Genomic DNA, 16,886 nt, shown 5'->3' with positions numbered 1-16,886 from the left:
GCGGCGCCCGGCCCAAACCCAAGGAGGAAAAGCGCGTTTGGATATGCGCGAAACTTTGTTCGCCCGGTCGGGGCCGGCGCTTACCGTCGCAGGCATGAGCACCCACGCCCTGCAACGCACCGCCCTTCCCCCCGCCCCCGCCATCGACGACGTGGTGCTGGCGCAACTGACGGCCCGCTTCGCCGCGACCGCGGCCGACCACGACCGCTACGGCAGCTTCCCGCACGACAACTTCGCCGCGCTGCAGCAGCACGGGCTGATCGCGCTGGTCGCCCCCACCGCGCTCGGCGGCGGCGGCGCCTCGCTGGGCACGGCGCGGCGCGTGATCGCGGCGGTGGCGCGCGGCGAACCCGCGACCGCGCTGATCCTCACCATGACCTACCTGCAGCACAGCACGATCACGCGCGCCGACAGCCGCTGGCCGCGGCACCTGCGCGAACGCGTGCTGCAGGACGCGGTGCGGCACGGCGCGCTGGTGAACGCACTGCGCGTGGAACCGGCGCTGGGCTCGCCCGCGCGCGGCGGCCTGCCCGGCACCCTCGCCCGCCGCGACGGCGAGGGCTGGACGATCGACGGCCACAAGCTCTACACCACCGGCATCGAGGGCCTGGGCTGGCTGTCGGTCTGGGGCCGCACCGACGAGGCCGCGCCGCGCGTCGGCACTTTCCTCGTGCCGCGCGATGCGCCGGGCGTGCGCGTGATCGAGAGCTGGGACCACCTGGGCCTGCGCGCCTCGGGCAGCCACGAGGTGGTGTTCGAGAAGGTGCGCATCCCGCTCGACCATGCGGTGGACCTGCGCGCGCCGGCCGACTGGGCACCCGACGCCGGCAGCCAGACCGACATCGACGGCCACGCCACGCAGAACGCCTGGATGGTGGTGCTGCTGGGCTCGCTCTACGACGCCATTGCGCAGGCCGCGGCCGACTGGCTGGCGGCCTTCCTCCACGAACGCGCCCCGGGCAGCCTGGGCGCGCCGCTGGCGAGCCTGCCGCGGGTGCAGGAACAGGTGGGCGAGATCCGTGCGCTGCTGCGCAGCAACCGGGTGCTGCTCGACCAGGCGGCGGCCGAGGTCGATGCCGGGCGTGCGCCGTCCGTGGTCGACAGCGGCCTGCTCAAGTACACCGTGACGCGCGACGCGGTGCGCGCCGTGGAGATCGCGCTGCAGCTGTGCGGCAACCACGGCCTGAACCGCCGCAACCCGCTGGAGCGCCACTACCGCGACGTGCTGTGCAGCCGCATCCACACGCCGCAGAACGACGCCATCCTGCTGGCCGCGGGCAAGGCCGCGCTGCGCCCCGCGGCCTGACTGGTCGCCGAACGATCGACAATCCCTTTCCATGACCACTGCCACGCTCACCCCCGCCGACGTCCGCCGCCACCTGCTCGCGCGCGACACCGAGATCGCGCTGCTCGACCTGCGCGAGGAAGACCCCTTCGCCCAGGAGCACCCGCTGTGGGCCGCCAACCTGCCGCTGTCGCGCATCGAGATCGAGGCCTGGCGCCGGATCCCGCGGCGCGACACGCTGGTCGTGCTGTACGGCGAACACGGCGGCATCGACCTCGCGCCCCAGGCCGCGAAGGTCTTCGCCGCGCTGGGCTACACGAATGTCCACCGGCTCGAACGCGGCCTCGAAGGCTGGCGCGCGGCGGGCGGCGAACTGTTCCGCGACGTCAACGTGCCGAGCAAGTCCTTCGGCGAACTGGTGGAGCACGAGCGGCACACGCCCTCGCTGTCCGCGCCCGAGGTCAAGGCGCTGGTCGATGCCAAGGCCAACGTGGTGGTGCTCGACGCGCGCCGATTCGACGAGTACCAGACCATGAGCATCCCCTCGGCCACCAGCGTGCCCGGCGCCGAGCTGGTGCTGCGGGTGCGCGCGCTGGCGCCCGACCCGGCGACGCAGGTGATCGTGAACTGCGCGGGCCGCACACGCAGCATCATCGGCACCCAGTCGCTGGTCAACGCCGGCATCCCCAACCCCGTGGCGGCGCTGCGCAACGGCACCATCGGCTGGAAGCTGGCCGGCCAGGTGCTCGACCATGGCGCCGACCGCCAGGCGACCGCCCCGCTGTCCGACGCGCAGCGTGCCCAGGCCCAGGCCGATGCGCGCCGCGTGGCCGACCAGGCCGGCGTGCGCCGCATCGCGCTGGCCGCGCTGCACACGCTGGAAGCCCCCGGGCGCACCGTCTACCGCTTCGACGTGCGCACGCCCGAGGAATACGCCGCCGGCCACCTGCCGGGCTTCGCCAGCGCGCCCGGCGGCCAGCTGGTGCAGGAGACCGACCACCAGGTGCCGGTGCGCGGCGCGCGCATCGTGCTGGCCGACGACGACGGCGTGCGCGCCGCCATGAGCGCCTCCTGGCTCGCGCAGATGGGCTGGGAGGTCTATGTGCTCAGCAGCGTGCCGGACGCCGCAGCGCTCGGCGAGAAGACCGTGCCTGCGCCCGCCTACCCGCCGGTGGCCGCCGTGGTGGCGGAGATCACGCCCAGTGAACTGGCGGCGCTGCTGAAGCTGCCTTCAGGCACGGCCGTGATCGACGTGACCACCAGCGCCAACCACGTCAAGCGCCACATCCCGGGCGCCTGGTGGGCGATCCGCGCGCAGCTCGCGGATGCGCTGGCCGTGGTCCCGGCCGCGCAGCGCTACGTGCTGACCTGCGGCAGCAGCCTGCTCGCGCGCCATGCCGCGGCCGACCTGCGCGCGCTGCTCGATGCGCGCGGGCAGCAGGAGGTCGAGGTGGTGGTGCTCGCGGGCGGCAACGCCGCCTGGTTCGCCGCCGGCTTCGACGGCGAGAGCGGCGAGGCGCGGCTGGCCAACCCGCGCACCGACCGCTACCGCCGGCCCTACGAGGGCACCGACGCGCCTGCCGAAGCCATGCAGGCCTACCTCGACTGGGAGTTCGGCCTGGTGGCGCAGCTGGGGCGCGACGGCACGCACCATTTCAAGGTGATCGGGCAGCCGCCGAAAGCGGCCTGAAAGCATCGCAACGCGGCCGTCACAGTATGTAGGCCGGGTAAAGGATCGCGCGGTGCGGCGACATCCGTCATCGGCCGAAGCGCCTGGACGTTGGAGGGAAACACCCACAACAACACCCGTCAGGAGCTTTGCCATGATCCGACTCCCCGTCCTTGCCCTGTCCGCCGCCACGCTGGCGGCGGCCCTCACCGGTTGCGTGGTCGCGCCGGTGGCGCCCGCCTACGCAGCGCCTCCGGGCGTCGCCTATGTCGCGCCGACCTATGTGTCGCCGGGCGTGGGTTTCGTCTGGGCCTACCACCCGCGCTATGGCTGGGGCTGGCGCCACCCCCAATACGGCTGGCACCGTGGATGGAGATAGGCTCTCCCCCGAGGGCTTTGCGCACTGCGTGTCGCTTCGCCTTCCCCCTCCGGGGGCAACACCAGCGGCCCGGAAAGCCGGTTCCGCGGTAGCACTTGGATCTCCCCCGAGGGCTCGCGCACTGCGTGTCGCTTCGCCTTCCCCCTCCGGGGGCAACACCAGCGGCCCGGCAAAGCCGGTTCCGCGGTGTTTCACGAAGGGAAGAGGAGCGCGCGGAGCCCTGCTTGGGCTCGGCGTCTGAGCCTCAGCTCGGCTCGGCGCTCTTGAACAGCGCCGCGACCTTGCGCTTGGGCTTGATGTTGCTCGAGATGCCGCGCGCGGGCGCGGCCTTGGCGGCGGCCTCCCAGGCGGGGGTGGCGTCGGGCTCGCCCGGTTCGTAGGGCTTGTCGAAGAAGGGGTCGCGCGAGGCGGCGCGGTGCGGACGGCCGGCGGGGCCGCGCGCGGGGCCGCTGCTGCGCACTTCCGCACTGCGTTCGCGCGGGGCGTCGAGCTTGTCGAGCACGTCGCGTGCATCGCCGGCCTCGCCCTCTTCGCGCCAGTGGCGGCGGCCGTCGTTGATGCGGCCGCGCGGGCGGTCTTCCTCGTACTCCATGGCCTCGAGCTCGATCGGCTTCTTGATCAGCTTTTCGATGTCGGCCACCAGGCGCGCGTCGTTGCCGCCGCTGGCGAAGCTCACGGCCAGGCCGGAGGCGCCGGCGCGGCCGGTGCGGCCGATGCGGTGCACGTAGTCTTCGGCGTTGAACGGGATGTCGAAGTTGAACACCGCCGGCACGTCCTTGATGTCCAGGCCGCGGGCCGCGACGTCGGTGCACACCAGCAGGTCGACTTCGCCCTTCTTGAAGGCCTCGAGCGCCTTCAGGCGTTCGTCCTGGCTCTTGTCGCCGTGCAGCGCGGTGGTCTTGAGGCCTTCACGCTCCAGCGAGCGGGCCAGCCGGGCGCAACCCAGCTTGCTGTTCACGAAGACGAAGGCCTGCGTGATGCCGCGCTGGCGCACGATCTGCTTGAGCGCGCGGCGCTTGTCGTCGTCGCCCACGCTGTAGAAGCGCTGTTCGACGGTCGACGCGGTTTCGTTGGGGCGCGCCACCTCGATGGTGACCGGCTCCTGCAGGTAGCTGCCGGCCAGGCGCTTGATCTCGGGCGAGAAGGTGGCCGAGAACAGCAAGGTGGTGCGCTGCTTGGGCAGGTAGCTCAGGATGCGCTGCAGGTCCGGCAGGAAACCGATGTCGAGCATGCGGTCGGCCTCGTCGAGCACCACATACTCGACCTGGTTGAGCACCGCGTTCTTGGCCTCGATGTGGTCCAGCAGCCGGCCGGGCGTGGCGACCAGCACCTCGACGCCCTTTTTCAGTTCCAGCGTCTGGGGTTTCATGTCCATGCCGCCGAACACCACCGCGCAGCGCAGGTTGGTGTACTTGGCATAGAGCTTGACCTGCTGGGCGACCTGGTCGGCCAACTCGCGCGTGGGCAGCAGCACCAGCGCACGCACCGGATGGCGCGCGGGCGAGGTGGAGCTGTTCTCGTGCTTGAGCATGCGCTGCAGCAGGGGCAGCGAAAAGGCGGCCGTCTTGCCGGTGCCGGTCTGGGCGGCGCCCATCACGTCCTGACCCGACAGCACCACCGGAATGGCCTGTTCCTGGATCGGCGTCATGGTCTCGTAGCCCATTTCGGCTACGGCGCGCGCCAGCGGTTCAGCCAGCGAAAGATTGGAGAAGGAGCTTGTCATGAAGCCCGCTATTGTCGCACCGCGGCAAAAAACGGCGATGACAACGCGGAAAAGCGGCTTTTCAAGCCGCTCGGGTGGCGCGAAAACCACGCGCCACGGCGCTTACAGTCTTTACAACTGCTTGGCAGCGAAGGTGTCGCAGGCCTGCATGCTGCCGGTCTTGTAGCCGTTGCCGAACCAGCGCTGGCGCTGGGCGCTGGTGCCGTGCGTGAAGCTGTCGGGCACCACCGCGCGGCCGGCCGAGCGCTGCAGCGCGTCGTCGCCGATCTTCTGCGCCGCGTTCATGGCCGACTCGATGTCGCCCGGGTCCAGCCACTGCTTGGACTGCTGCGAGCGGTTGGCCCAGACGCCGGCGAAGCAGTCCGCCTGCAATTCCACCCGCACGCTGACCGCGTTGTTCTGGGCCTGGCTGAGCCGCCCGCGCATGCCGTCGACCTTGGCCGTGATGCCCAGTTCGTCCTGCACATGGTGGCCGACCTCGTGCGCGATCACGTAGGCCTGGGCGAACTCGCCCGGCGCCCCCAGGTCGCGCTTGAGCGTGTCGAAGAAGCCCAGGTCGATGTAGACCTTCTTGTCGCCGGGGCAATAGAAAGGGCCCATGGCCGACTGGCCGGTGCCGCAGGCCGTGGGCGTGGCGCCGCGGAACAGCACCAGCCGCGGCGCGGTATAGCTGCCGCCGTTCTGCTGGAAGGCCGCGGTCCAGACCACCTCGGTGTTCTTGAGCACGGTCGAGACGAAGGCCGCCTCGCGGTCGTCGGGCGGCGGCTTGTGGGCCGGGCCCTGCTGCTGCACCTGCGGGGCCGGACCGCTGCCGCTGAGCAGGCCCAGCACGGTGAGCGGGTTGATGCCGAAGATCCAGCCCGCGATCAGCGCGACCGCGACCGTGCCGATGCCGACGCTGCGCCCTCCGATCGGGAAGCCACCGCCACCGCCGCCGCCATCGCGGCGGTCTTCGACGTTGTCCGACTGTTCATTGCCTTCCCATCTCATCGCGCTCTCCTTCGCCGGTGGATGACGGCGACGCCCGGATCGTACGCGCTCAACGGGCCGAAACGTAACTGACGCTGAGCAGGCCGCCCGGTTCGACGGCGCGCTGCGAGGCGGTCGCCGACGACTGCGTGCTCGCTGCGCTCGTGCCCTGGCGTTCGGCCGCGTAGAAGCGCTGGGCCTTCTCGACCTGCGAACGGGTCAGCGACACCATCCAGACGATCTGGACCAGCACGACGGCGAACAGGACGGCGAGCAGCAGCCAGCGGTAGGGACGCTGTTCGCGCAGGGCATTCGACTTGGGCATGGGAGGCTCCGGTACCGCGGGCACAGCGCGGCCGGAAGCGATATTGCCGCGCCGGTGCCTGTGGACCACAGGCGCCGCAGCGCGACCGGCTGTAGGACCGAAGCGGCCCCGCGCCTCAGGTTTTGGGCAGCGTGACGCCGCGCTGGCCCTGGTACTTGCCGCCGCGGTCCTTGTAGCTGGTCTCGCAGACCTCGTCGCTCTCGAAGAACAGCACCTGCGCGCAGCCCTCGCCCGCATAGATCTTGGCCGGCAGCGGCGTGGTGTTGCTGAACTCCAGCGTCACATAGCCTTCCCACTCGGGCTCGAAGGGCGTGACGTTGACGATGATGCCGCAGCGCGCATAGGTGCTCTTGCCCAGGCAGATGGTCAGCACGTTGCGCGGGATGCGGAAGTACTCGACGGTGCGCGCCAGCGCGAAGCTGTTGGGCGGGATGATGCAGTAGTCGCCGTGCATGTCGACGAAGCTCTTCTCGTCGAAGTTCTTCGGATCAACCACGGTGCTGTGGATGTTGGTGAAGACCTTGAATTCGGGCGCGCAGCGGATGTCGTAGCCGTAGCTCGAGGTGCCGTAGCTGATGATCTTCTGACCCGCGGCCTCGCGCACCTGGCCCGGCTCGAAGGGCTCGATCATGCCGTTCTGCTCGGCCATGCGCCGGATCCACTTGTCGCTTTTGATGGTCATGTCGGGTGTCCTTAGGGGGCGCTATTCTAGGCACCCCGTCGCCCGGACCGGCGCGTTCAGCCCGGCAGCGCCTGCGAAATCACCGTCCGTTCGATCAGCCGGTCGTCGCCCAGCACGATCATCGCGAACAGCAGCTCCTCGAGGTTCTGCGCCAGCCCGGTCTTGCGCGCCAGCAGCGGCGTGGCCTGGGGGTCGATCACCAGGAAATCGGCCTCGCAGCCCGGCTGCAGGTTGCCGATGGTGCCGGCCAGGCCCAGCGCCTCGGCCGCGCCGCCGGTGTGGCGCCACCAGAGCTCCGAAGGGGCGATGCTGATGCCGGGCTTGGTCTGGCCCTCGCGGCCCACGTAGTAGGCGGCCAGCATCGTGGTGAAGGGGCTGAAGCTGGTGCCGCCGCCCACGTCGCTGGCCAGGCCGTAGCGGTAGCCGATGCGGTCGGCGCCTTCGAAATCGAAGAAGCCGCTGCCCAGGAACAGGTTGCTGGTCGGGCTCACCGCGGTGGCGGTGCGGGTGGCGCGCATCAGCTGCCGGTCGGCATCGTCGAAATGGATGCAGTGGGCATAGACCGCGCGCTCGCGCATCAGGCCGAAGCCGTTGTAGACCTCGAGGTAGGAGCGCGCCTGCGGGAACAGCTCGCGCGCCCACTTCACTTCGTCCTTGTTCTCCGCCACGTGCGAATGGACCCAGGTGTCGGGGTAGCGCGCCGCCAGCTCGCCCGCGCCGCGCAGCTGCGCGTCGGTGCTGGTGGGGGCGAAGCGCGGCGTGATCGCATAGCCCAGCCGGTCGACGCCATGCCATTGCCGGATCAGGTCTTCGGTGTCGACCAGGCTCTGCACCGTGTCGTCGCGCACGCCGTCGGGCGAGTGGCGGTCCTGCAGCACCTTGCCGGTGATCATGCGCAGGCTGCGGCGCTGGGCCGAGGCGAAGAAGGCCTGCACCGAGGGCACGTGCGAGGTGGCGAAGGCCAGCGCCGTGGTCACGCCGTTGCGCAGCAGCTCGTCGAAGAAGACCTCGGCCACCGCGGCCGAATGGGCCGGGTCGGCGAAGCGGCTCTCGGCCGGGAAGGTGTAGTTCTCCAGCCAGGGCAGCAGGCCGTCGGCGGGCGCGCCGATGATGTCGGTCTGCGGGAAATGGATGTGCATGTCGATGAAGCCGGGCGCCAGCATGCGGCCGGGCCAGTGCGTGACCGCCGCATCGGGGTGGCGCGGCGCCACCGTCGCATGGCTGCCGGCTTCGAGCACGCGCTGGCGACCCTGGGCATCGGGCGCGACGACCAGCAGGCCGTCCTCGTCGTAGAGGGGGCGACCGTGGTCGTCGAAGCGCAGGAGGGCGGCGCGGTAGGCTCTTTTCATCGTGGCCGAAGCCTAGCGCAAGACGCGCCGGCGCCGATCCACCGCCGCGTATAGCGGCTATCGGGCGACACGCCCCTGCACGCCCTCGACCAGCCAGTTCATCCGGAGGATCTGCTCGTCGGCCAGCGCGCTGCCCTTGGCGATCACCACATGCCCGTCGTTGTCGCGCACGTCGGCGGCCACGGCCGCGAAGGGCCGCAGCTGGCCCGCGGCGATGTCCTTCTGCCGCGCCAGCACCTCGTCCTGCACCGCCTTGGGCACCTTGGGGCCGAAGTCGCCCACGCGGATCATTCCTTCCTTGACGCCGCCCCAGAGATTGCCGCTCTTCCAGCTGCCGTCGAGCACGGCGCGCGCGCGCTGCGTGTAGTAGCCGCCCCACTGGTGCGTGACCGCGACGATCTGCGCATCGGGCGCGACCTTGCGCATGTCGGAGTGGTAGGCCACCGCCATCTTGCCGCGCTCCTGCGCGGCCGCCATCACGGCGGTCGAGCCGGTGTGGAAGGCGATCACGTCGGCGTCCTGGTTGAACAGCGTCATGGCGGCGTCGCGCTCCTTGGGCGGGTCGAACCAGACGTCGAGCCACACCACCTTGACCTGCGCCTTCGGGTCGACCGAGCGCATGCCCAGCGTGAAGGCGTTGATGCCCTGCAGCACCTCGGGGATCGGGAAGCCCGCCACGTAGCCCGCCACGTGCGTCTTGGTCATGCGCCCGGCCGCCACGCCGGCCAGGTAGCGGCCCTCGTAGTAGCGCGCGTTGGCGGTGGCGACGTTGGGCGTGGTCTTGTAGCCGGTGATCGACTCGAACTTCACGTCGGGGAAGTCCTTCGCGACCTTCAACGTCGGCTCCATGTAGCCGAAGCTGGGCGTGAAGATCAGCTTGTGGCCCTGCTGGGCCAGGTCGCGGATCACGCGCTCCGCGTCGGCGCCCTCGGGCACGTTCTCGACGAAGGTGGTCTGCACCCGGGGGCCCAGCGCGGCCTCGACGGCCTTGCGGCCCTGGTCGTGCTGGTAGACCCAGCCCGCGTCGGCCAGTGGCGCGACGTAGACGAAGCCGATCTTGAGCGGGGGTGCGGCGGGCGCAGCGCCTTGTTGTGAAAAGGCGGGAGACGAAAAGCAACAGGCAGCCGCGAGCGCGGCCACGAGGTTTTTGTACATGGTGTTCCTCTACATGGCCCCGGTGAATGAAAAACGCGTTGCAGCCGGGACGCCTGCAACGCGGGGCGGTATTTTAAGCCACCGTCAGCGCCCCGCCTTGGCCTGGCGCAGGTTGTCCTTCAAATGCGCGGGCACGCGCTCGTCGAAGCCCAGCGCCACGCGGCGCACCTCGGGCGTGTCGGTGGGCGCATGGCCCACGCCCAGCGCGCTGGCGCGCGGCGCGTCGATGGCCACCACCGTGCCCTCGACCCGGCCGATGCCGCTGATCTCGCAGGCCACCACATCGCCCGCATCGACCGAACGCGAATGGCAGGGCGTGCCCATCAGGATCACGTCGCCCGGCAGCAGCGTGATGTGGCGCGCGATGTCGGCGATCACGTAGTGCGGGCCCCAGATCGTCTCGTCGCCGATGTGGGCCTCCTGCACCACCTGGCCGTTGACCGTGGTGCGCAGGGTCTGGGCGAACAGGTCGACGCCGCGCACGATGCCGGGCCCGATGGGCAGCAGCGTGTCCGCGCCTTTGACGCGCAGCATCGAACCCTGGTCGGTGTCGCGGAAGTCCTGCAGCCCCATGTCCAGCGCGGGGCAGAAGCCCTCGATGAAGTCCCAGGCCTCGTCGGGCGTGACGTTGCGGCAGGTCTTGCCGATCACCACCGCGTACTCGCCCTCGTAGTTGAGGTACTTCACGTCGGCCGGCTTGAGGATCTGGCCGCCGTGGCCGTTGAGCGCCGTCGGCGGTTTGGTGAAGTAGGTCGGCGTCTCGCTGGGCTTGGGCTTGTTGCGCGTCTCGTGGCTGCGCGAGCTGTAGGAGATGTGGACCGCGATGATCTTGCTGGGCGAGACCGGCGGCAGGTAGTGCGGGCCTTCGGCCTCGAGCAGCCGACCGTCGTCGAGCCGCAGCCGGCCGGCGTCGGCGCCCTCCTCCACCACCGTGCCCCAGAAGGCGCTGCCGCCCGCCAGCACGCGGCGGCGCTCGACGCGCGGGCCGCGCATCACGGCGGGCAGTTCATGGAAAGGAAATTCGAAGTTCATGGCGTTCCCTGAAACCACATGTGGATGTTGCCGGTGCCTCTCGCGTTTTCATAGGCCGAGAGCGTCTCGCCCGGCGTGCGGCATTGGGCCCCGCCCAGCGCGCCCAGCATCTGCAGGTAGTGCGCGCCGAAGGCCTCCCAGGGCAGGCGGCGGTACTCGCTGTCCCAGCGCTCGAGGATCTGGTCGTGGCGGCCCTGGCGCAGCAGCTCGATCGCGCCCTTGTCGCTCGCGATGTTCTCGGGCCGCGACACGTTGCTCTCGTGGAAGATGCGCGGATGGTTGGGCTTCCAGTCGATGCCGTTGAACTTGTGGCTCAGCGCGCCCGAGGCGATCAGCAGCACGCGCAGGTCGCTGCGTTCGATGGCCTCGCCGATGGCCTCGCCCGACTTCAGGAAGTGCGGCCACTCGCAGTTCTGGCACGAGCTCACCGTGACCACCGGCAGCGCGGGTTCCTCGAAGCGCAGGTGCTTCACGAGATTGATGGTCGGGTACTGCCGGCCCAGGTCGGGGTGGGCGATCACGCGGTTGTAGCCGCCGCGCTCGCGCGACACCGTCTCGATGGCCTGCGCCAGCGCCGGATGGCCGCGATAGTCGTAGGGCACGCCGTGCAGGTACCAGGGCATCTCGTCGGAGGTGTACATGCCGCTGTACTGCCGGCCGCCGTCGACCAGGTGGTAGCCGGTGGTGAACCAGTGGGTGTCGAAGATCACCGCCACGTCGGGCCTGGCCTCGGCGATCTTCGCGCGCAGCCGGGCGTAGCCGGCGATCAGGTCCGAGTCCTCGCCCGCGCCCTGGAGCCGGCGGAATTCCTCGCACTGCATCAGGCCCGGGTGGTGCGAGACCAGCGCGGCGCCAACGATCGTTCCCATGTGTTGTTTCCTTTTCAACGGTGGCTGAAGCTGGCCTTGAACGGCTTCTTCGGGACCACGACGTCCTTGACGTCGCAGAAGAACTCGAAGCTCCAGTCGCCGCCCTCGCGGCCCACGCCGCTGCGCTTGATGCCGCCGAAGGGCGCGGCCAGGTCGCGGATGCCGAAGCTGTTGACCCAGATGAAGCCGGTGCGCACCCGCTGCGCCACCGCGGTCGCGTGCGCGGCCTCGCCGTAGCAGACGCCGCCCAGGCCGTAGTCGGTGCCGTTGGCCAATGCGATGGCCTCTTCGTCGTCGGCGAAGGTCTGCAGCGTGAGCACCGGGCCGAAGACCTCGTTCTGCACGATCTCGTCGTCCTGCCGCAGGCCGGTGAGCATGGTGGGCTGGAAGTACTGCGCGCCGAAGCCGTGCTTCGCGCCGCCCCACAGCACCTGCGCGCCGCCGGCCACCGCCCGGTCCACGAAGCCGGCCACGCGCTCGACCTGGCGCGGATGGATGATCGGCCCGACCTCGGTCGCCTCCTCGCGCGGATCGCCGACCGTGAGCTGCTCGACCTGCGCGCGCATCGCGGCGACGAAGGCCTCGGCCACTTTTTCGTGCACCAGGAAGCGCGTGCCCGCAAGGCAGACCTGGCCCGCGTTGCGGTACATCAGCGCGCCGGTCGCAGCCGCGGCCTCGAGGTCGGCGTCCTCCAGCACGATGAAGGGGCTCTTGCCGCCCAGCTCCAGGCTGCAGGGCACGAGGTTGGCGCCGGCCGCCTGCGCGATGGTCCTGGCGGTGGGCACTGAGCCGGTGAAGGACACGCGGGCGATGCGCGCATCGGCCACCAGCGCGGCGCCGGTGCGCGCGCCCGTGCCCTGCACCACGTTGAACACGCCCGGCGGCAGGCCGGCCGCGTGCGCCGCATCGGCCAGCAGCGAGCAGGTCAGCGGCGCCCACTCCGGCGGCTTGAGGATGCAGGTGTTGCCGGCCGCCAGCGCGGGCCCGAGCTTCCAGGTCGAGAGCATCAGCGGCGCGTTCCAGGGCGTGATGATCACCACCACGCCGGCCGGGTCGTGGCGCACGATGTGCTGCGCCTGCTCGGTGTCGATGGGCCGGTCCTGCAGCGTGAGCGCGTGCTGCGCGAACCAGCGGATGTTGAGCATGGCGCGCGGCACCACGCCGTGGCGCATGCGCGAGAGCAGCACGCCGGCGTCGTTGCTCTCGAGCAGGCAGAAGGCCTCGGCGCGCTTGCCGATCTCCTCGGCGAAGCGGTCCAGCAGCGGCTGGCGCTCGGCCGCCGTCAGCGCGCTCCAGGCCGCAAAGGCCTTCTGCGCGGCGGCGATCGCGGCCTCGACATGCGCGGCCGTGCCTTCGGCGATGCGGCCCAGCAGGCGCTGGTCGATCGGGCTGTGCAAGTCGAAATGCTGGTCCGACGGCACGCGGCGGCCGTCGATGTAGTGGTCGGGGGACACGGCGATGCCGGCCACGTCGAGGGTTGTCATGGGTACACCTTCACAAGTCGGTTGTCCATTGCGCTACACGCCGCCCGCAGCCGACGAAACGGGTGCAGCCAAGGCGAGAGATACCGCGGAACCGGCTTTGCCGGGCCGCTGGTATCGCCCCCTTGAGGGGGAGGCGCCGAAGGCGCTTCGGGGGTGGGCTTCATTTCAGACGAAGCGGACGGAGATGGAGCCCAAGGGCCCGTAGTCCGCATGGAACACATCGCCCGCCGCGCAGGGCACGGGCCGGGTGAAGGAGCCGCCCAGCACGATCTCGCCGGCGTCCAGCCCCTGGTCGAAGGCCGCGAGCTTGTTGGCCAGCCAGGCCACGCCGTTGGCCGGGTGGTTGAGCACCGCGGCGCCCAGGCCCGATTCCTCGATCACGCCGTTCTTGAACAGCAGCGCGCCGGCCCAGCGCCAGTCGACCGCGTCGGGCCGCATCGGCCGGCCGCCCAGCACGATGGCAGCGTTGGCCGCGTTGTCGGCGATGGTGTCGAGCACCTTGCGCGGCGCCTTCGTCTCGCGGTCGAACTGCTCGATGCGCGCGTCGATCAGTTCCAGCGCGGGCACCACGTAGTCGGTGGCGTTGAGCACGTCGAACAGCGTCACGCCCGGGCCCTTGAGCGGCTTCGCGAGGATGAAGGCGAACTCGGTCTCGAAGCGCGGCACGATGAAGCGGCTCGCCTCCACCTCGGCGCCGTCGCGCAGCAGCATGTCGTCGAGCAGGGTGCCGTAGTCGGGCTCGGTGATCTGCGAGGCCAGCTGCATCGCGCGCGAGGTCAGGCCGATCTTGTGGCCGATCACGCGCCGACCCTCGGCCCGGCACAGCTTCATCCACTCGGCCTGGATCGCGTAGCTGTCCTCGATGGTCATCGTGGGATGGCGGCGCGAGAACTGTTCGAGCTGCACGCGGCTGCGCTGCGACTGCTGCAGTTCGCGCGCCAGCGCGGCGTGGATCGACGCATCGAGCATGGGGTGTCTCCGTCTTGGGTTCAGGGTGCGGGCCACGAGTGTCGGCCGCGCCCGGCGCGCTCACAAGCAATGGTTTCGGAGACATTCACAAGCAGAGATTGACAATCGACGGGAATGGGCGCGCCGCATCGGCCCGCCGGCTGAAGCATTCGGTTGCAGCCGCCCCGCCGGATGCTGGCAACCTCGGGGCTTCATGGAAAAAAGAAATCCCTTTCAACGACACGCGGCCGCCCTTCGATGCCTGGGGCTCGCGGCCCTCATGCTCGGCGGCGCCGCCCAGGCACAGAACAACACCGGCGCGAGCTGCGAAACCCTGCGCGCGCAGATCGAATCGCGCATCGCCGCGGCGGGCGTGGCCCAGTTCAGCGTGACCACGGTCGACGCCAACGCGCCCGCCAATGGCAAGGTCGTGGGCAGCTGCGAGCTGGGCTCGAAAAAGATCGTCTACGAGGTCAAGGACGCCAAGGCGCCCGCGCAGGGCACGACCGCGCCGCGGCCGGCGCGCGGCCCGGCCATCGTCACCGAGTGCCGCGACGGCACGGTCTCGATGGGCGGCGACTGCCGCCCGTAGTCCTCAGTGCGCGTCGTCGGCGCGCGAGGCCAGCAGCAGGTAAGCGCTGTCGCCCGTCCCCCCGCTGCCGGCCAGCGTGAAGCCGCAGGCGCGATAGAAGGCCTGCGCGCCTTCGTTGAGGCTCAGGCACTTGAGCACGAAGCGCGTCTGCGGCCAGCCCGGCAGCGCCCGCAGCAGGGCCCGGCCCACGCCGCGCCCGGCCCAGGCGCGGTCCACGTACAGGTGGTGGATGAAGCGCTCGGGTGCCCAGAGCGCGATGAAGCCGATCGGCCGCGCCGCGTCGTCGAGCGCCACCCAGAGCTGCTCGTCCTGCGTCTGCGCATCGAAGTCGGCCAGCGCGAAGGCCTCGGCGGGCTGCCAGACGAAGGTCTGGCGGCGCGAGCGCAGGAAGAGTTCGCGCAGCGCTGGGGCATCGGCGGGCTCGGCACCGCGGATGGTGAAGCTCATGCGCCGGCCTCCTCGGCCTCGCCCTTCTTCACCAGGAACTCCACCATCTTCGCGGCCGCGGGCTGCAGGCTCTCGGCCTCGCGGTAGCAGACCGCGAAGCGCCGGCGCGCCCAGGTCTCGTGCAGCGGGATCACCTGGACCATGCCCGTGCGCGCGGAGGCCAGGCCGACCTGGCGCGGGATCACGCTGATGCCCAGGTTGGCCGCCACCACGCGCAGCGCGGCGTCGAAGTTCGACACCACCACCCGGTAACTCAGCGTGCGGCCGGCGCGCGCCGCGGCGCGGTGCAGCATGGTGTGCACCGCCGTGGCCGGCGGCAGGCCCACGTGCTCGAAGTCCAGCGTCTGCTCGAAGCGCAGCGTGCGCCTGCGCGCCAGCGGATGCTCGGGGTGCACCGCCACCGCGAGCTCGTCGCGCCGGTAGGGCCGGTGCTGCAGCCCCTCGAAGCCGATGCTGTCCCAGCACACGCCCAGCGACGCGCTGCCCTCGCGCACCATGCGCACCAGGTCGCGCGAGAAGCGCTCCTCGATGTCGACCTTGATGTCGCGGTGCGCGGGCTCGCGCATGAAGGCCGCCACGTCGTCGAGCAGCGATTCGGCGATGGCCGAGGCGCTGGCCACCAGCCGCACCTGGCCGCGGATGCCGCCCGCGAAGGCCGCCACGTCCGACTCGATGCGCGCCAGGGTGAACAGCAGCGTGCGCGCATGCTCGAGCAGCGCCAGCCCGGCCGGCGTGGGCTCGACGCCGCGCCGCCCGCGCACCAGCAGCGGCGCACCCAGCTGGTGCTCGAGCTGGGCGATGCGCTTGCTGATGGCCGAGGGCTCGATGTGCTCCTGCGCCGCCGCCTGCTTGATGTTGCGGTGGTCGCACACGGCCACCAGCAGGCGCAGGGTCTTGAGGTCGAGGTCTTGCATCGCGTCTTCCTGAGAGATTCCGATCTGGAACTTTGCATGTTCCGATTTACCACTGGATCATGCCATCGGGAATTCCTATAGTGGGCCCACAGCGCGCTGCAACCCGCAGCCCGACCCGGAGACACACGATGAATGGATTGCCCGCACGCGCCACGGTGCGCGAGGTCGGCCTGCGCGACGGCCTGCAGAGCATCGCCACGGTGCTGCCGACCGAGCGCAAGCGCGAATGGCTGCGCGACGCGGTGGCCGCGGGCCAGCGCGAGATCGAAGTCGGCTCCTTCGTGCCGGCGCGCCTGCTGCCGCAGCTGGCCGACACGGCCGAGCTGCTGGCCTATGCCAAGACCCTGCCCGGCCTTTCGGCCTCGGTGCTGGTGCCCAACCTGCGCGGCGCCGAGAGCGCGCTCGAGGGCGACGCCGACCTGATGATCCTGCCGCTGTCGGCCAGCCACGCCCACAGCCTGGCCAACCTGCGCAAGACGCCCGACGAGGTGGTGGCAGAGCTGGGCCGCATCCGCGCGGCCCGCGACGCCTCGGGCCGCAAGACGCTGATCGAGGGCGGCGTGGGCACGGCCTTCGGCTGCACGCTGCAGGGCGCGGTCGCGCCGGCCGAGGTGCTGCGCCTGCTGCAGGCGCTGCTCGACGCCGGCGCCGACCGCGTGAGCCTGGCCGACACCGTGGGCTACGCCGACCCGCTGTCGGTCAGCCGGTTGTTCGAGCAGGCGCTGAAGATCGCCGGCGACCGCTTCTGCTGCGGCCACTTCCACGACACGCGCGGCCTGGCGCTGGCCAACGTGCTGGCCGCGGCGCAGCTGGGCGTGAGCCGCTTCGACGCCTCGCTGGCCGGCATCGGCGGCTGCCCGCACGCGCCCGGCGCGAGCGGCAACGCCGCCACCGAGGATCTGGGCTTCATGCTGGCCGCGATGGGCATCGACACCGGCCTCGACATGGACGCGCTGCTCGCGCTGCGCGCCAAGGTCGCGGGCTGGCTCGCGGGCGAGCAGACGAACGGCGCGCTGTGGCGGGCCGGCCTGCCCAGGACCTTCCCACGCGCCGCGGCGCACTGA

Annotated in this window: 17 protein-coding genes; 5 read left to right on the top strand and 12 right to left on the bottom strand. The window is 70.8% G+C overall.

The genetic code is table 11. The features are described 5' to 3' along the window. Nucleotides 1–94 precede the first annotated feature (94 nt). From QTI20_RS15320 to QTI20_RS15310, 3 genes are all read left to right on the top strand, one after another. The gene (locus tag QTI20_RS15320; RefSeq protein ID WP_286552110.1) at nt 95–1,306 is read left to right on the top strand and encodes an acyl-CoA dehydrogenase family protein; all 1,212 of its coding nucleotides are present in this window, start codon (nt 95–97) and stop codon (nt 1,304–1,306) included. 31 nt (nt 1,307–1,337) lie between these two features. Then, nucleotides 1,338–2,975 carry a rhodanese-related sulfurtransferase gene (locus tag QTI20_RS15315; RefSeq protein WP_286552109.1) on the top strand — a complete coding sequence of 546 codons (1,638 nt, stop codon included), beginning with the start codon at nt 1,338–1,340 and terminating at the stop codon, nt 2,973–2,975. 136 nt (nt 2,976–3,111) lie between these two features. After that, nucleotides 3,112–3,333 carry a hypothetical protein gene (locus QTI20_RS15310; RefSeq protein ID WP_286553431.1) on the top strand — a complete coding sequence of 74 codons (222 nt, stop codon included), beginning with the start codon at nt 3,112–3,114 and terminating at the stop codon, nt 3,331–3,333. A 244-nt stretch (nt 3,334–3,577) separates the two neighbouring features. Here the strand turns inward: QTI20_RS15310 and QTI20_RS15305 are convergent, their stop codons facing one another. The 10 genes from QTI20_RS15305 to hpaH all read right to left on the bottom strand — a co-directional run bounded on the left by QTI20_RS15305 (nt 3,578) and on the right by hpaH (nt 13,890). Beyond that, nucleotides 3,578–5,056 carry a DEAD/DEAH box helicase gene (locus QTI20_RS15305; RefSeq protein WP_286552107.1) on the bottom strand — a complete coding sequence of 493 codons (1,479 nt, stop codon included), beginning with the start codon at nt 5,054–5,056 and terminating at the stop codon, nt 3,578–3,580. Nucleotides 5,057–5,167: 111 nt separating this feature from the next. Then, the gene (gene ypfJ / locus QTI20_RS15300) at nt 5,168–6,046 is read right to left on the bottom strand and encodes a KPN_02809 family neutral zinc metallopeptidase (protein ID WP_183024040.1); all 879 of its coding nucleotides are present in this window, start codon (nt 6,044–6,046) and stop codon (nt 5,168–5,170) included. A gap of 49 nt (nt 6,047–6,095) precedes the next feature. Beyond that, on the bottom strand, nt 6,096–6,350 hold the full coding sequence (locus QTI20_RS15295) for a hypothetical protein (RefSeq protein ID WP_286552106.1): 255 nt from the start codon (nt 6,348–6,350) through the stop codon (nt 6,096–6,098). 115 nt (nt 6,351–6,465) lie between these two features. Then, the gene (gene dcd, locus QTI20_RS15290) at nt 6,466–7,032 is read right to left on the bottom strand and encodes a dCTP deaminase (RefSeq protein WP_183024042.1); all 567 of its coding nucleotides are present in this window, start codon (nt 7,030–7,032) and stop codon (nt 6,466–6,468) included. Between the two features lie 56 nt (nt 7,033–7,088). Further along, nucleotides 7,089–8,381, bottom strand: coding sequence for a guanine deaminase (gene guaD, locus QTI20_RS15285; RefSeq protein WP_286552105.1), 1,293 nt, complete (start codon nt 8,379–8,381; stop codon nt 7,089–7,091). Nucleotides 8,382–8,438: 57 nt separating this feature from the next. After that, nucleotides 8,439–9,536, bottom strand: coding sequence for a BMP family ABC transporter substrate-binding protein (locus tag QTI20_RS15280; protein ID WP_286552104.1), 1,098 nt, complete (start codon nt 9,534–9,536; stop codon nt 8,439–8,441). A gap of 84 nt (nt 9,537–9,620) precedes the next feature. Then, on the bottom strand, nt 9,621–10,568 hold the full coding sequence (locus QTI20_RS15275; protein ID WP_286552103.1) for a fumarylacetoacetate hydrolase family protein: 948 nt from the start codon (nt 10,566–10,568) through the stop codon (nt 9,621–9,623). Further along, nucleotides 10,565–11,437 (bottom strand): DODA-type extradiol aromatic ring-opening family dioxygenase, encoded by an 873-nt coding sequence (locus QTI20_RS15270; protein ID WP_286552102.1) that lies wholly within the window; start codon nt 11,435–11,437, stop codon nt 10,565–10,567. Before QTI20_RS15270 ends, QTI20_RS15275 begins: the two co-directional genes overlap by 4 nt. 14 nt (nt 11,438–11,451) lie before the next feature. Then, nucleotides 11,452–12,921 (bottom strand): aldehyde dehydrogenase family protein, encoded by a 1,470-nt coding sequence (locus QTI20_RS15265; protein ID WP_286552101.1) that lies wholly within the window; start codon nt 12,919–12,921, stop codon nt 11,452–11,454. A 165-nt stretch (nt 12,922–13,086) separates the two neighbouring features. Next, nucleotides 13,087–13,890 carry a 2-oxo-hept-4-ene-1,7-dioate hydratase gene (gene hpaH, locus QTI20_RS15260; protein WP_286552099.1) on the bottom strand — a complete coding sequence of 268 codons (804 nt, stop codon included), beginning with the start codon at nt 13,888–13,890 and terminating at the stop codon, nt 13,087–13,089. Between the two features lie 259 nt (nt 13,891–14,149). On the opposite strand from hpaH, the gene QTI20_RS15255 reads away from it, so the two are divergent. Then, nucleotides 14,150–14,461, top strand: a complete 312-nt coding sequence (locus QTI20_RS15255) for a DUF1161 domain-containing protein (RefSeq protein ID WP_286552097.1) — start codon at nt 14,150–14,152, stop codon at nt 14,459–14,461. A 3-nt stretch (nt 14,462–14,464) separates the two neighbouring features. Here the strand turns inward: QTI20_RS15255 and QTI20_RS15250 are convergent, their stop codons facing one another. After that, entirely contained in the window at nt 14,465–14,908 is a 444-nt protein-coding gene (locus tag QTI20_RS15250) for a GNAT family N-acetyltransferase (protein WP_286552096.1), read from the bottom strand. Next, on the bottom strand, nt 14,905–15,822 hold the full coding sequence (locus tag QTI20_RS15245; protein WP_286552094.1) for a LysR family transcriptional regulator: 918 nt from the start codon (nt 15,820–15,822) through the stop codon (nt 14,905–14,907). Before QTI20_RS15245 ends, QTI20_RS15250 begins: the two co-directional genes overlap by 4 nt. Before the next feature lie 128 nt (nt 15,823–15,950). Between QTI20_RS15245 and QTI20_RS15240 the strand changes: the two genes are divergently transcribed. Then, on the top strand, nt 15,951–16,886 hold the full coding sequence (locus QTI20_RS15240; RefSeq protein ID WP_286552092.1) for a hydroxymethylglutaryl-CoA lyase: 936 nt from the start codon (nt 15,951–15,953) through the stop codon (nt 16,884–16,886).

Source organism: Variovorax sp. J2P1-31 (assembly GCF_030317215.1).
In the GTDB taxonomy this organism is placed as follows: domain Bacteria; phylum Pseudomonadota; class Gammaproteobacteria; order Burkholderiales; family Burkholderiaceae_C; genus Variovorax.
Note: the sequence above shows the minus strand (reverse complement) of the source record. Positions and strands in the feature narration are given on the sequence as shown.

Coding starts and splice junctions, on each gene's coding strand:
- QTI20_RS15320 (WP_286552110.1), top strand. CDS start 95: ATGAGCACCCACGCCCTGCAACGCACCGCCCTTCCCCCCGCCCCCGCC.
- QTI20_RS15315 (WP_286552109.1), top strand. CDS start 1,338: ATGACCACTGCCACGCTCACCCCCGCCGACGTCCGCCGCCACCTGCTC.
- QTI20_RS15305 (WP_286552107.1), bottom strand. CDS start 5,056: ATGACAAGCTCCTTCTCCAATCTTTCGCTGGCTGAACCGCTGGCGCGC.
- ypfJ (WP_183024040.1), bottom strand. CDS start 6,046: ATGAGATGGGAAGGCAATGAACAGTCGGACAACGTCGAAGACCGCCGC.
- QTI20_RS15295 (WP_286552106.1), bottom strand. CDS start 6,350: ATGCCCAAGTCGAATGCCCTGCGCGAACAGCGTCCCTACCGCTGGCTG.
- dcd (WP_183024042.1), bottom strand. CDS start 7,032: ATGACCATCAAAAGCGACAAGTGGATCCGGCGCATGGCCGAGCAGAAC.
- guaD (WP_286552105.1), bottom strand. CDS start 8,381: ATGAAAAGAGCCTACCGCGCCGCCCTCCTGCGCTTCGACGACCACGGT.
- QTI20_RS15280 (WP_286552104.1), bottom strand. CDS start 9,536: ATGTACAAAAACCTCGTGGCCGCGCTCGCGGCTGCCTGTTGCTTTTCG.
- QTI20_RS15275 (WP_286552103.1), bottom strand. CDS start 10,568: ATGAACTTCGAATTTCCTTTCCATGAACTGCCCGCCGTGATGCGCGGC.
- QTI20_RS15270 (WP_286552102.1), bottom strand. CDS start 11,437: ATGGGAACGATCGTTGGCGCCGCGCTGGTCTCGCACCACCCGGGCCTG.
- QTI20_RS15265 (WP_286552101.1), bottom strand. CDS start 12,921: ATGACAACCCTCGACGTGGCCGGCATCGCCGTGTCCCCCGACCACTAC.
- hpaH (WP_286552099.1), bottom strand. CDS start 13,890: ATGCTCGATGCGTCGATCCACGCCGCGCTGGCGCGCGAACTGCAGCAG.
- QTI20_RS15255 (WP_286552097.1), top strand. CDS start 14,150: ATGCTCGGCGGCGCCGCCCAGGCACAGAACAACACCGGCGCGAGCTGC.
- QTI20_RS15250 (WP_286552096.1), bottom strand. CDS start 14,908: ATGAGCTTCACCATCCGCGGTGCCGAGCCCGCCGATGCCCCAGCGCTG.
- QTI20_RS15245 (WP_286552094.1), bottom strand. CDS start 15,822: ATGCAAGACCTCGACCTCAAGACCCTGCGCCTGCTGGTGGCCGTGTGC.
- QTI20_RS15240 (WP_286552092.1), top strand. CDS start 15,951: ATGAATGGATTGCCCGCACGCGCCACGGTGCGCGAGGTCGGCCTGCGC.